Origin of the sequence: Roseicyclus sediminis (genome assembly GCF_025515305.1) — a bacterium.
Lineage (GTDB): Bacteria > Pseudomonadota > Alphaproteobacteria > Rhodobacterales > Rhodobacteraceae > Roseibacterium > Roseibacterium sediminis.
Genome location: NZ_JAOPHT010000001.1, coordinates 490358 through 503650 on the forward strand (window position 1 = coordinate 490358; position 13293 = coordinate 503650).

Consider the following 13293-nt stretch of genomic DNA (forward strand, 5'->3'; position numbering starts at 1 on the left):
AAATGAAAATTCGTATTGCTTCGCTCGGCCTCGCGGCCGCGCTCGCTGCCCTCGTGCCTTCCGAGATCCGCGCAAGCGGCCTGCAACTCCTGACCGACCTCGCCCTGACGATCCCCGGAACGGACGCCTTCGGCGGGCTCTCGGCCATCGAGATGGACCGCGACGGACGCGGCGCGGTGATCGTCTCGGACCGCGCGACGATGTTCCTCGTCAGCCTCGACCGCGAAGGCGGCAGGGTGACCGGAATGGGCCTGCGCGCAATGAGCCCGCTGACCGATATGACCGGACGGCGCCCCGCGCGCCCGGACCTGATGGACAGCGAGGGGATCGCGCGTCTGCCGGACGGGCGCCTCGCGCTGTCCTTCGAGGGACGCATGCGCATCGCCATCCACGGAACAGACGGGCGCGCGCGAACCGAGATCGCCCCGCCTCCGGGTTCTGGCCGCCTGCCCGGCAACGGCGGATACGAGGGTCTAGCCGCCGATGCGCGCGGCGACCTCTGGACGTTGGCCGAGGAGACGCCGGGCGGCGGGCCGACCCCGCTCTATCGCCATTCGGGCGGTGCGTGGAACCATGTCGCCAGCCTTCCCCGGACCGGCGGCTACAAGCCCGTGGGCATCGACTTCGACGACCGAGGGCGGCTCTACGTGCTGGAGCGGCGGTTCACGCTGGGCGGTTTCTCCTCGCGGATCACGCGCTATCCCGTGACGCGTGCCGGCGTCGGCGAAGGCGAGCTTCTGCTGCAGACACCCACCGGGCGGCATGGCAACCTTGAAGGCATCAGCCTCTGGCGCGCCGGCGGCGTCCTGATCGCCTCCGCCGTCGCGGACAACAACTTCCGACAGCCGAACGCGACCCGGCTCGTCGAATACATCGTCCCGGATTAAGGTGTCCTACCGCCCCGGGATATCGCCGCGCTTGCCGGAATAGGTCCAGCCGTCGATGACCTCCAGCGCCTGTTCGGAGGTCTCGACGAAACGGAACAGGTCGAGATCCGCCTCCGCGATCGTGCCGGCCCGCGCCAGCGCGTCCCAGTTCACCACGTCGCGCCAGAAGGCCTCTCCGAAGAGGATCACCGGCACCTGCTCCATCCGCCCGGTCTGGATCAGGGTCAGGCTTTCGAACAGCTCGTCGAGCGTGCCGAAACCGCCGGGGAAGACCGCGATGGCCTTGGCGCGCAGGAGGAAGTGCATCTTGCGGATGCCGAAATAGTGGAAGTTGAAGCAGAGTTCGGGCGTGACGTAGCCATTGGGAACCTGCTCGTGCGGAAGCACGATGTTGAGGCCGATGGAGCATCCCCCTGCCTCCTTCGCGCCGCGGTTCCCGGCCTCCATCACGCCGGGCCCGCCGCCGGTGACGATGACGTTCTCGGTGCAGTTCGTGGCCACGGAGCGTTCGGTGATGGCGTGGGCGAAGCGCTGCGCCTCCTCGTAGTAGCGGCTCATCTCTTGCAGCGCCGCGCTGCGCGCGTCATCGCCCGGGCGCGGAATGCGCGCACCGCCGAACAGGACCACGGTCGAGACGATCCCGCGCGCGTCGAGCTCCAGCTCGGGCTTCAGGAGTTCGAGCTGTAGCCGCACGGGGCGCAGCTCGTCACGCAGCAGGAAATCGGGATCGGCAAAGGCGAGCCGGTAGGCCGACGAGCGTGCCTGCGGCGAGTCGGCCACGTGGCGGCTCGATTCCAGGTCCTGTCCCGCGTGGCGGAACGGGCCTTGGCGGGGATCGTCCTTCATGTGCCTCTCCTTTGGCGGCGCGTCGTCCTGCACCTAGCCCGGACAGGGCCGGATTGCCAGCGCGGGGCACGCCCGGTATAGCCGCCCAAACGTCAGATTGCCCCGAGGGAGCCCGCCCATGTCCACCAACCACCTCGAAGCCGCCATCGAAGCCGCCTGGGACGCCCGCGACACGATCACGCCCGCGACCAGGGGCGAGACGCGCGATGCGATCGAGGCGACGCTGCACGCCCTCGACCAGGGGCAGCTTCGCGTCGCGGACCGGGGCGAGGACGGCACCTGGCACGTCAACCAGTGGGCGAAGAAGGCAGTTCTTCTCGGCTTCCGCCTGCAGGACATGGGCGTTCAGACCGGCGGGCCGCAGGGCGGCACCTGGTGGGACAAGGTGGACAGCAAGTTCGCCCATTGGGGCGAGGCGCAGTGGAAAGCCGCCGGGTTCCGGGCCGTGCCGAACTGCGTCGTGCGCCGGTCGGCCCATATCGCGAAGGGTGTGGTCCTGATGCCCTGTTTCGTCAACCTCGGCGCCTTCGTGGACGAGGGGACCATGGTCGACACATGGGCGACCGTCGGCTCCTGCGCGCAGATCGGCAAGAACGTGCACCTCTCGGGCGGCGTCGGCATCGGCGGCGTGCTGGAGCCGATGCAGGCCGGCCCCACGATCATCGAGGACAACTGCTTCATCGGCGCCCGCTCCGAGGTGGTGGAGGGCGTCATCGTGCGCGAGGGTTCCGTCCTCGGCATGGGTGTCTTCATCGGCCAGTCCACGAAGATCGTCGACCGCGAGACGGGCGAAGTGATGTACGGCGAGGTGCCCGCAGGTTCCGTGGTCGTCGCCGGATCGATGCCGTCGAAGAACGGCGTCAACCTCTACTGCGCGGTCATCGTGAAGCGCGTGGACGAGAAGACGCGGTCCAAGACCTCGATCAACGAGCTTCTGCGCGACTGAGCGCGTAACGGAGGGCAAGGGGATGCAGGGCGTAGGCTGGTTTCTCGCGATCATCGTCGGCGGGTTCGCCGGCTGGATCGCCGAGCGGCTCATGAAGGCCGATCACGGGCTGCTGAAGAACATCCTGCTCGGCATCATCGGCGCGGTGATCGGCAATACCCTTCTCCGGATGTTCAGCATCGCACCGCCGGTCGGTCTGCCCGGACAGCTGATCGTGGCGGTGGCCGGCGCATCGCTCCTGATCTGGATCGGCCGGGCGTTTTCGCGCCGGTGAGCGGCGTCGCCGTCACGCGCTATGCGGTCGGGGGCCTGCGCGACGTGGCGGTGCCACGGCTGAGCGTTGCGCTCCTGTCCGATTTCCACGCCAGCACCCGCTTCATGGACCGGCCCCGCATCGCCGGGATCGTGGATCAGGCCAACGCGCTGCGTGCCGACCTTGTCCTCCTTCTGGGCGACTATGCGGGCCACGTGATCGGCGGGCGGAGCCTCGCCCCGGAGGACGTCGCCGAGGAACTCGCGCGCCTGTCGGCGCCGCTGGGTGTCTTTTCGGTGTTCGGAAACCATGACTGGTACAACGACCCCGCCCCGCGCATGGGCGAGGGTCAGCCCACGACATGGCACCGTGCCTTCGCGGCAAAGGGCATTCCGACGCTCAGCAACGAGGTGCTGCCGATGGAGGCGGGCGGAGTGCCGTTCCGCCTCGCCGGGCTCGAGTCGCAGCGCGCCTTCGTCAAGAAACGGCGCCGCCGGGACCGGGCCGGGCGCCCGGGCGCCGACGACCTCGGGACGGTGATGGACGGGCTCGACCCATCGCTCTTCACGCTCCTGATGGCGCATGAGCCCGACGTGTTCCCCGAGCTTGCGGGCCATGTCGACCTGACCGTTTCGGGCCATACCCATGGCGGGCAGATCGTGCCATTCGGGCGCCCCCTTGTCGTGCCGTCGCGCCACGGGACCCGCTATGCCTACGGGCATTTCGCGGAAGGCACGCGGCAGATGGTCGTCTGCGGCGGGCTGGGCTTCACGACGATACCGCTCAGGATCGGACGGCCCCCCGAAATCGTGGTGCTCGAGCTTGGTGCGCCGGTCCAATCCGCTTGACAGCGGACCCGGCCCGCCGCATCCCCCCCGGAATGGCAAAGGACCCCAAGACACCGCGCAAACACGACGTCTTCACGCTGGTCGTCGAGGTCGGGCGCAAGGCGGGCGATGGCCTGCCGGACGGCGCGACCGGCGCGGCGCTCCTGTGCTACGCGACCGGCGTGGACGAGGCCGAGGCCGTGCGCGAGACCGTGGCCGTCCTCAAGCAGGCCGACCTCGCGCCGCTCGACGTGTCGGGCTACGGCACGCGCGCCGACCGCGAAGCGGCGGGCGAGGAGATCGGCCCGGAAGATGCCGCGCTGATGGACAGGGCCAGCGCAGAGAACGCCGTGATCGTCGTGCAGATGACGCCCTTCTTCGACGGTAAAGAAGCGGACTGAGCCGCCTCAGAGAACGAAGCTCTGCGCGCCGGCGCCCTGCGCCAGAAGCGCCCGCGCCGCCGCCCGGTCGAGCAGCGGAAGCGAGGGCACGCAATCCCGTGCATCGGGCCGCGCCAGGGTGGGCCCGGCATCCTCGGCGGCCAGTACCTCCGACAGGAACGCCGTCTCGACCTGGCAGCGCCAGAGCCTGAGGCAGGCGGGATCGTCCAGCATCAGGTGGTGGAAACGCCTCAGGGGACGGCGGCGGTCGAACCGCGCGGCCCGCCCTGAAACCAGATCCGCCGCCCGGATCAGAACACGGTCGGTTCCCGCGAGGTATTCCACCTCCGCGCCCTGCCGCATGAGCCTTGTCTCGGGCGTCACGCAGATATCCGCCGCCAGCCCGAAATAGGGCGCGCGCAGCTGCACAGGCGCGGCCCGGCCAAGGCAGAGCCGTTCCCGCGTGTCGGTCCAGCGCACCACATGGGGTGTGCCGTCATGCGCCAGAACCTCCATTCCGGGCTCGATCCGTTCGATCGGAACTTCGCCGAGGGGCGTTGCGACGCGCGCACCGCTCTCGATGCCGGGGATGTCCGTGACCGGAATCGCGTGGGTGGCGACCGCGGCCACATGGGCGGCATCGGCAAAGCCCTGGACCCGCGGCAGGGCATCGGCAAGGCGCGGCGACGACGCGAGACCGGCGCGCGCGCGGTGGCGCATACCGGTATCGGCGTTCAGGGCATCGACAATGTCGCTGCGGCCCCGTTCGCAGGCGACGATGCGCAGGACCAGAACCTGCCCGGCCGCGATGAACCCGGGCGCCGTCCGGACGTCGAGCGTATCGCCATGCAGCATCCGGAGCGCCCCGTCCGGCATCAGGTAGACGGCGATGGCGCGGTCGGGATCGGAGGCACCCTGCCACAGGCGCAACGGTTTTCGCGCGCGCCGCGGCATCGTCATTTCGAGCCACAGGCTCAGCACCGGCAGCTGTGCCTCAGGATGGCTGCGACACGGTGGGAAACCGTCGAGCGGCATCCTCCGTCCGTCCTGCCAGATCGCGGCCCAGGCCATTGCGCCTTCAGCCCCGTGACGCCAGTGTCCGCGCCTCGTAGGCACGCAGGGCCGGTCGGGCGGAGGGTCCATAGCCTTCGTAGCTGTCGGGATCGATCTCGGGGAACAGGGCGAGGACCTCCTCGCGCACCTCGTGCTCGAACTCGTTCATCACGCAAGGCCCGGGAAGGAAGCTCTCGGTCTCCAGCCCGTCGGACCAGACGATCTGGTGGCGGTCGAAGAGCAGGTGGAAGTACTCCACCTCGCCGCCTTCGACGATCCGCACCGAGCACCCGTTCACAAGGTCCTTCGCGGCGACCAGCACCTCGTCTTCGCCGAACATCAGTTCGGCCATCCAGTGGGTGAGGAGGATCCGGTGCTGCGGCGAGACGACGAGACGGCGATGAAAACCGAAGGTTCCGGCCTCGATCACGACCGGCGCGAAACGGCCCGTCGCGGCGACCCGGCGCGCGCCCACCCAGCGCAGGGGCTGCGGTCCGCAATCGCGTGTCTCGACCATGTCGCCGGGGGCCAGCGCTTCGACCGGCTTTTCACCGTCCGGGGTCCGGATCATCGTGCCGCGCGCGAAGCAGGGCACCGCCGTCACCACGACGAAGGCTGTGTCTGTGATCCCGGATGCGTCCTCGACCGTGTAACTGAAATTCACGGTCTCGGGGCCAGCAAGACCGCTCTGCCCCGCGGGCGGCGCGATCTGCAGGTTCCCGTTCGCAAGGAGGGTGATCACATGCCCCGAGTTCAGCGTGACCGTGCCGTTCGTCGCGATCGGCTGACCGTTGATGTGGGTGACGGACATGATCCCGCCGGTCCCGTCGTTGGCCAGCACGTCGAGCGTGACGGTCTGTCCCTCGAAATGGGTGATCGCGTCGTCCTGCGCGATCAGCGCGGTCTGCGCGCTGCCGGCCGCGATCAGGATGTTGCTGTCGTAGTTGCTGTCGGCGACGTCGGCGATCCCGATCCTCAGCGTGTTCACCTCGCCCACGTTGACCGGCATGGTCACGCTCAGCGTCACGGTGATCCCGTCCATCTCGGTGTTGAAGTCGTCGCCCGTGTTGTCCTGGAATAGGTTCGGGTTCGAGGCGGCGTTGACCGTGTTGACCTGCGTGACGTTGAACACCGGCGACGTCACCAGCGTTCCGTTCATCCAGATCGCGAAGATGTCGTTGAACGTGGACCCGGTGAACTCGGGATATTCCTCGGACGCGAACTGGAACTGCAGCGACATCACGTTGCCGGTCGGGATGAAATCGACCTCGAGGATCGCGGCATCGAAGGTCGATGTCCCGGCCGCCGCGTTCAGCTGAGCGTCGTTGTTCGGTCCGCTCGTGTTGGTGCTGGTGGCCCCGCTGCGGTTGGGATCACCACTCGACTGCGTGTAGTTCGTCGCCCGACCCGTGGAGAGGATCACCCCGCTATCCGAGGGCGTGGCCCCCGGCGCGATGCTGTCGCCGCCCGAATAGATCGCCGAGGACTGCGACCAACCGCTATAGGTCGCGTCGACGACGACCGTCCCTTCGCCGAAGATCTCCAGCGCCATGTCGAGGGCGCTGGCGCCCGTGTTGTAGTTGAGTTCCTGCCCGGTCGCCATGCTTCGCCCCGCCCGACATGCGCCGAGGACAGCCATGGGCCGAGCGCCGGCACCCGTGCCGGAGACCTCGCGAAAGGGAAGCCTGCTCTGCCTGTTCGTCCCGCGGTCGTTGCCGCGCCTGCCTCGACGATTTTCTTAGTGTTTGAAGCTGTCTAGCAGACGGATGGCGGTTTGGGAAACGAAGCCTTCCCGCGCGGGAGGCATTGTGCCTTTCGCGCCACGGCGTTACCCCGATGCCCGACGCGACCCAGCGGAGGTTCCTCATGTCCACAGATCCCGTCGAGCTTACGGCCGCCCTCGTGCGCTGTCCCAGCGTGACGCCGGAAGAGGCCGGGGCGTTGCAACTCCTGCAACGCACGCTTTCGGAGGCGGGCTTCGCCTGCACGCGGGTCGACCGGAACGGAACGCCGAACCTCTTCGCCCGCTGGGGCGCGCGGAACGCCCGCAAGGTCTTCGGCTTCAACGGGCACACCGACGTGGTGCCCGTGGGCGACCCCGCCGACTGGACCCACCCGCCGTTTTCGGCCCATCGCGAGGACGGCTGGCTGTATGGCCGCGGCGCGACGGACATGAAATCCGGCGTCGCGGCCTTTGTCGCCGCGGCCGTCGATCTCGTGTCCGAGGCGCCGCCCGACGGCGCCATCGTCATCACCGTGACCGGCGACGAGGAAGGCCCCGGCCGCGACGGCACCATCGCCATCCTCGACTGGATGGCGGCCGAGGGCGAACGCATGGATGTCTGCATCGTGGGCGAGCCGACCAGCGTCGCGAAGATCGGCGACATGGTGAAGATCGGCCGGCGCGGATCGATGACCGCGAAGTTCGAGGTGACCGGCAAGCAGGGGCATTCGGCCTACCTGCACAAGGCGCTGAACCCGATGCCGGCGGTCGCGCTTCTGGCACACCGCTTGTCGACCCATGTGCTGGACGAAGGGACGGACCATTTCGATCCCTCCACGATCTCCGTCACGACGATCGATACCGGCAACCCGGCCTCGAACGTGATTCCGGCGCGCACCCGCATGACGGTCAACATCCGCTTCAACGACCTCCATACCGGTGCGTCCCTCGCCGCGTACCTGAGGGCCGAGGCCGATCGCGCCGCCGCCGAAACCGGCACGCGGATCGAGATGGAAACGCAGGTCTCGGGCGAGGCCTTCCTGACCCCGCCTGGCGATCTGTCGGCGCTGATCGCATCGGCGGTGGAGGCGGAAACGGGGCAGAAGCCGGTCCTGTCGACCACCGGCGGAACCTCGGATGCCCGGTTCGTGAAAGCGCATTGCCCGGTGGTGGAGTTCGGCCTCGTCGGGCACCGAATGCACGAGGTCGACGAACGGGCCAGCGAGCAGGACATCCGCGACCTCAAGGCGATCTACTGCCGCATCCTCACCGATTACTTCGCCGCCTGACGGCCCGCGGCGGGGATGCGCGGCGCAGGCCGCGCGCGGGGGCTCTGCCCCCGGCTGCGCGTTCCGCGCAGCTCCCCCGGAGTTTTCCTTCCAGGATGAATGGCAGGGAACGGGCCATCCTTCATCCTGGCAAAAAACTCCCGCCGGAGGCACAAGCCGCGGCCGAGCCCTGCCGGAGGCGGGGCGAGATCGCGGCTGCACGGGTCGGCGGCGAAAGCCGACGATCCCGAGGCCCGATTTCCCGCATGACCTGCCGCACGGCACATGCTACGCCAGCCTCATGTCCGACCTTCCCACCAAGGAGCAGATCCTAGACTGGATCGCCGCAAATCCGACGACGACGTCGAAGCGCGATATCGCCCGCGCCTTCAACGTGAAGGGCGCCGCGCGGATCGACCTCAAGCGGATCCTCAAGGATCTGGAGGACGGGGGGCACCTCGAGAAACGCCGCAAGACCTACCGCGACCCCGACAGGCTGCCGCCGGTGAGCGTGCTTCAGGTGCTGGCGCCCGATGACCTCGGTGATCTTTTCTGCCGACCGCTCGAATGGCTCGGCGAGGGGCCGGAACCCCGGATCCTGTTCTCGCCGCGCGCCACGGATCCCGCCGTCGGCGAAGGCGACCGCATCCTCGCGCGGCTGCAGGAGGTGCAGGGCGAAGACCACCAGTACGTCGCCCGCCTGATCCGGCGGATCGGGACGAACCCCAGGCGCCTGCTCGGTGTCTTCCGCAAGGGGGCGGAAGGCGGTCGGATCGTGCCGGTCTCGAAGGGGGCGGACCGCGAGTGGACGGTGCGGCCCGGCGACACCCACGGCGCGAAGGACGGCGAACTGGTCGAGGCGGAGCAGGCCGGGCCCAAGGGCCGCATGGGCCTGCCCCGCGCGCGCATCGTCGAACGTCTCGGCGACCCCGCGGCCCCGAAGGCCGTCAGCCTCATCGCGATCCACGAGCACGGCATTCCCGACGCCTTCCCGGACGCCGCCATCGCCGAGGCCGACGCGGCCAAGCCCGCCGGGCTGGCCGGGCGCGAGGACCTGCGCGACCTGCCGCTCGTCACCATCGACCCCGCCGATGCCCGTGACCGGGACGACGCGGTGCTCGCCCATGCCGACGACGATCCGAAAAACCGGGGCGGCCACGTCATCTGGGTCGCCATCGCCGATGTCGCCCACTACGTCACCTATGGAAGCGCGCTCGACCGCGAGGCGCGGCGGCGCGGCAACTCCACCTATTTCCCCGACCGTGTGGTGCCGATGCTGCCCGACAGGCTGTCTGGAGATCTCTGCTCGCTCCACGAGGGGGTTCCGCGCGCCTGTGTCGCCGTGCGCATGGTCATCGATGCGGGCGGCGAACTGCGGGACCATCACTTCGTGCGCGGCCTCATGCGGTCCCGCGCCTCGCTGGAATATACCGAGGTGCAGGCGGCGCAGGACGGAAACCCCGGCGAGAAGACGGAGCATCTGGTCGAGGAGGTCATCGCGCCGCTTTACGCCGCCTATGGGGCGCTGCGGGCGGCGCGGGAGCGGCGCCAGCCCCTCGACCTGGACCTGCCCGAGCGGCGGATCGAGCTTGACGAGAAGGGGCGCGTGACCTCCGTCGCCTTCAAGGACCGGCTCGACGCCCATCGCCTGATCGAGGAGTTCATGGTACTGGCCAACGTCGCCGCCGCCCGGACGCTCGCCAAAAAGCAGACGCCGCTTCTCTACCGCGTCCACGAGGAACCCGCGCCCGAGAAGATCGAGGCGCTGCGCGAGACGGCGGAGGCCGCGGGCTTCACGCTCGCCAAGGGCCAGGTCCTGAAGACGGCGCAGCTCAACCGCCTTCTCGCGCAGGCCGAGGGGACGGAGCACGACGAACTCATCAACATGTCGACGCTCCGCTCCATGACGCAGGCCTATTACAGCCCCGAGAATTTCGGGCATTTCGGCCTCGCGCTGACGCAATACGCGCATTTCACCTCGCCCATCCGGCGCTACTCCGACCTCGTCGTGCACCGCGCGCTGATCGCGGCGCATGGCTGGGGCAAGGACGGGCTGAAGCCCGAGGAAATCGAGCGGCTGGAAGAGACGGCCAAGCATATCTCCGAGACCGAGCGGCGCTCGATGGCCGCCGAGCGCGACACCACCGACCGCTACCTCGCCGCCTTCCTGTCGGACCGGGTCGGCGCCACCTTCACCGGCCGGATCAGCGGCATCGCGCGCTTCGGCGCATTCGTGAAGCTGGACGAGACGGGCGCCGACGGCCTGCTGCCGATGCGGGCCATCGGGCACGAGTATTTCCACCACGACGCCGAGAGCCAGACGCTGATGGGTGCCGACAGCGGCATCGTCATAGGCATCGGTGACAAGGTGCGCGTGCGTCTTGCCGAGGCGGTACCCGTGACCGGCGGCCTGACGCTGGAGCTGATCGAACTCGACGACAAGGCCTTGCCCCGGCGGCCGGGTCGGGCCCGCAAGGGCGCGCCACCAAGGCGAAAGGCCGACCGCTCCGCGAAGAAGAAGGTGAAGTTGCGCAAGAAGGCCGCGCGGCGGCCCTGAGCGCGCGCGGGCGGCAGAAGACCGCGCATTGCCGGCTCGCCTTCTGTGACGGGGCCGCGTTTTCCTCTATGTTGCCCGGCAATCGAGCAACAATGGACCGCCCGACATGCGCGGCATGAAACCACTCTGCCTGTCCCTGTTCGCCCTTGGCCTTCCGGCCGAGGCCCTGCCGCCGGCGGCGTCGCTCCTGCCGCTGCCACGGCCGGAACTGGAGACGCTTGCCGTCTCGACGGCGGCCGAACGGCGTGTGCCCTCGGTGCATGCGGTGCAACGTTCGCTTCGCCCCATGCTTCGCGGTGCGGTGCCACAGGGCTTCGCCGAACGCCGCGCGGCCTCGACCCGGCCTGCCGAAACCGCCGATCCCGGCTTCCGCCGCTGGATTGCCGGGTTCCGTGGGCGCGCCCTAGCGCGGGGCATCCGGCCAGAGGTCTTCGATACGGCCTTCGACGGCGTTCAGCTTCAGTCCCGCGTGGTCGAGCGCGACCGAAACCAGGCCGAATTCAGCCGGACGCTGTGGGACTACCTCGACGGCGCGGTGTCGGATGCCCGCGTGCGCAACGGCCGCGCGGCGCTGGCCGAACACCGCGACACGCTGGAGCGGATCGAACGCCGCTATCGTGTGGAGGCCGAGGTGGTCGCCGCGATCTGGGGCCTCGAGAGCGCCTACGGCGCGAGCCGGGGCTCCACCGACATCGTCTCGGCCATGGCGACCCTGGCCTATGACGGGCGGCGGCAGGACTTCTTCGAGGCGCAGCTGATCGCGGCGCTCCAAATCCTGCAATCGGGCGACGTAAGCCCGCGGCGGATGACCGGCTCCTGGGCCGGGGCGATGGGCCACACCCAGTTCATGCCGACGAGCTACCTTGAGCATGCGCAGGACTTCAACGGCGACGGGCGGCGCGACATCTGGTCGGACGATCCGACCGACGCACTTGCCTCGACGGCCGCCTACCTCGCCCATTTCGGCTGGACCTACGGGCAGCCCTGGGGCGTGGAAGTGCGCCTGCCGCAGGGCTTCGACTACGCCCTGACGGGCGAGCGCGTGCGCCGCGACGCGGGCTTCTGGCGGCGGGCGGGCGTGACGCTCGCCGATGGCGGCCAGGTGCCCGACCATGGCGAGGCGTCGATCCTGCTCCCCGGCGGGTCCGAAGGCGTGGCGCTGATGATCTTCGACAATTTCCGCGTGATCGAGCGCTACAACCCGGCGGATGCCTATGTGATCGGCGTGGGCCACCTGTCGGACCGGATCACGGGCGGCTCCGCCTTCCGCGCCGGCTGGCCGCGGGGCGACCGCGCCCTCACGGGCGACGAACGCCGCGAGTTGCAGCAGCGGCTGACGGCGGCGGGCTTTCCGACGGACGGGGTGGATGGGATCATAGGCCCGAACACGACCGAGGCCGTGCGCCGGTTCCAGAGATCCGTGGGCGCGACGCCGGACGGATACGCCTCGCTCCGCCTGCTGGAACGGCTGCGCTAGGGGTCCACGGCATCGCCGGGCGCGATCGGCCCCGGGGACACCACCTCGGCGCACCAGCCGCCATGTCCGCGCATGGCGTTGTAGCCGCCGGGACCCAGCGCTGCCTCCATCCGTGAGCAGGGCGCGCAGGGGCCGGTGATGCGCAGGACCGCACGACCGATCCGCAAGTCCCGCCCGCGCAGCGCCGCCAGGTTGATCCCCGACACGACGAGGTTCCGCCGCAGCGTCTCCGGCGCCACCGTGGCGCAGCCCGCAAGCGCGGCGATGACAGGCAGATGTTCCGCCTGGATCAGCGTCACGGCGCGCTTGCCGTGGCGTCCATGGTCGCCGGCCAGCCCCGCCTCCGTCAGTTCGGCCTCCATCACCGCCTGCACGGGCTGCAGCCGCGCGGGCCGCAGCCCGATCCACTCGAGGCGACCGGCCTGCGCGTGACGCGCGGTGAGGGTGGCGATGCTTTCCATCGGGAAGGGTATAGCGCGCCGGACTCGACTCCGGGAGCCGCTGCTTCTAGATTGGAACAAAGTGTGAACACTCGCTGCCGCCATGCTCCCGACCCGTCCCGGCCATACCAGCCGCCGCATCCTTTCGCTGTGGTTCCCGCGCCTCGCCGCCGAGCGGGTGCTTCGGTGCGAGCCCGGCCTCGCCGAAACACCGCTCGCTGTCGTCTCCGAGGCCGGGAACATGCGCCTCGTCGACTCCCTGACCGAGGCCGCCGAGGCGCGCGGCCTCCACCGGGGGCAGCCCCTGGGCGAGGCGGCGACGATCTGCCCCGACCTCGTGACGCGCCCCGCCGATCCCTCCGCCGAAGCCGCGTTCCTGACCGCGCTCCGTCGCTGGGCCGGCAAGTTCAGCCCCTGGGTCGCGGAAGAGGCGCCCGAGGGGCTGATGATCGACCTCACCGGCTGCGCGCACCTGTTCGGCGGCGAGACGGCGCTGTTCGCCCAGGTCGGGCAGGACTGCGCCGACCTGGGCCTGACAGTGCGCGCAGGCATCGCCGACACCGCGGGTGCCGCCTGGGCGCTGGCGCGCTACACCGGGGGACGCGCGGGCCCCCTGCGCAACGGCGACGCCATCGA

13 protein-coding genes are annotated in these 13293 nt (G+C 69.6%); 9 read left to right on the forward strand and 4 right to left on the reverse strand.

The window, feature by feature from the left end; genetic code table 11:
- Positions 1 to 2 precede the first annotated feature (2 nt).
- Positions 3 to 887: an esterase-like activity of phytase family protein gene (locus N8I71_RS02495; RefSeq protein ID WP_262876328.1), complete on the forward strand. Its 885-nt coding sequence runs from the start codon at positions 3 to 5 to the stop codon at positions 885 to 887.
- A gap of 6 nt (positions 888 to 893) precedes the next feature.
- Here N8I71_RS02495 and N8I71_RS02500 read toward each other — a convergent pair whose 3' ends face one another.
- Positions 894 to 1733: an LOG family protein gene (locus N8I71_RS02500; protein ID WP_262876329.1), complete on the reverse strand. Its 840-nt coding sequence runs from the start codon at positions 1731 to 1733 to the stop codon at positions 894 to 896.
- A gap of 118 nt (positions 1734 to 1851) precedes the next feature.
- On the opposite strand from N8I71_RS02500, the gene dapD reads away from it, so the two are divergent.
- The 4 genes from dapD to N8I71_RS02520 are packed head-to-tail and all read left to right on the forward strand — an operon-like array spanning position 1852 to position 4160.
- On the forward strand, positions 1852 to 2679 hold the full coding sequence (gene dapD / locus N8I71_RS02505; RefSeq protein ID WP_262876330.1) for a 2,3,4,5-tetrahydropyridine-2,6-dicarboxylate N-succinyltransferase: 828 nt from the start codon (positions 1852 to 1854) through the stop codon (positions 2677 to 2679).
- A 22-nt stretch (positions 2680 to 2701) separates the two neighbouring features.
- Positions 2702 to 2953, forward strand: coding sequence for a GlsB/YeaQ/YmgE family stress response membrane protein (locus N8I71_RS02510; RefSeq protein WP_262876331.1), 252 nt, complete (start codon positions 2702 to 2704; stop codon positions 2951 to 2953).
- Positions 2950 to 3780: a metallophosphoesterase gene (locus N8I71_RS02515; RefSeq protein ID WP_262876332.1), complete on the forward strand. Its 831-nt coding sequence runs from the start codon at positions 2950 to 2952 to the stop codon at positions 3778 to 3780. The genes N8I71_RS02510 and N8I71_RS02515 overlap by 4 nt, the downstream gene beginning before the upstream one ends.
- Before the next feature lie 32 nt (positions 3781 to 3812).
- Positions 3813 to 4160, forward strand: coding sequence for a hypothetical protein (locus N8I71_RS02520; RefSeq protein WP_262876333.1), 348 nt, complete (start codon positions 3813 to 3815; stop codon positions 4158 to 4160).
- A gap of 6 nt (positions 4161 to 4166) precedes the next feature.
- On the opposite strand, the gene N8I71_RS02525 is transcribed toward N8I71_RS02520, so the two are convergent.
- On the reverse strand, positions 4167 to 5210 hold the full coding sequence (locus N8I71_RS02525; protein ID WP_262876334.1) for a Hint domain-containing protein: 1044 nt from the start codon (positions 5208 to 5210) through the stop codon (positions 4167 to 4169).
- A 7-nt stretch (positions 5211 to 5217) separates the two neighbouring features.
- The gene (locus tag N8I71_RS02530) at positions 5218 to 6795 is read right to left on the reverse strand and encodes a Hint domain-containing protein (RefSeq protein ID WP_262876335.1); all 1578 of its coding nucleotides are present in this window, start codon (positions 6793 to 6795) and stop codon (positions 5218 to 5220) included.
- 263 nt (positions 6796 to 7058) lie between these two features.
- On the opposite strand from N8I71_RS02530, the gene dapE reads away from it, so the two are divergent.
- The 3 genes from dapE to N8I71_RS02545 all read left to right on the forward strand — a co-directional run bounded on the left by dapE (position 7059) and on the right by N8I71_RS02545 (position 12217).
- Positions 7059 to 8204: a succinyl-diaminopimelate desuccinylase gene (gene dapE, locus N8I71_RS02535; protein ID WP_262876336.1), complete on the forward strand. Its 1146-nt coding sequence runs from the start codon at positions 7059 to 7061 to the stop codon at positions 8202 to 8204.
- A gap of 280 nt (positions 8205 to 8484) precedes the next feature.
- Entirely contained in the window at positions 8485 to 10740 is a 2256-nt protein-coding gene (gene rnr, locus N8I71_RS02540; protein ID WP_262876337.1) for a ribonuclease R, read from the forward strand.
- A gap of 106 nt (positions 10741 to 10846) precedes the next feature.
- Positions 10847 to 12217: a lytic murein transglycosylase gene (locus N8I71_RS02545; protein ID WP_406676058.1), complete on the forward strand. Its 1371-nt coding sequence runs from the start codon at positions 10847 to 10849 to the stop codon at positions 12215 to 12217.
- On the opposite strand, the gene N8I71_RS02550 is transcribed toward N8I71_RS02545, so the two are convergent.
- The gene (locus tag N8I71_RS02550) at positions 12214 to 12678 is read right to left on the reverse strand and encodes an MOSC domain-containing protein (protein WP_262876339.1); all 465 of its coding nucleotides are present in this window, start codon (positions 12676 to 12678) and stop codon (positions 12214 to 12216) included. The genes N8I71_RS02545 and N8I71_RS02550 overlap by 4 nt on opposite strands.
- 82 nt (positions 12679 to 12760) lie before the next feature.
- On the opposite strand from N8I71_RS02550, the gene N8I71_RS02555 reads away from it, so the two are divergent.
- The coding region (locus tag N8I71_RS02555) for a Y-family DNA polymerase (RefSeq protein ID WP_262876340.1) at positions 12761 to 13293 on the forward strand (533 nt) is incomplete at its 3' end.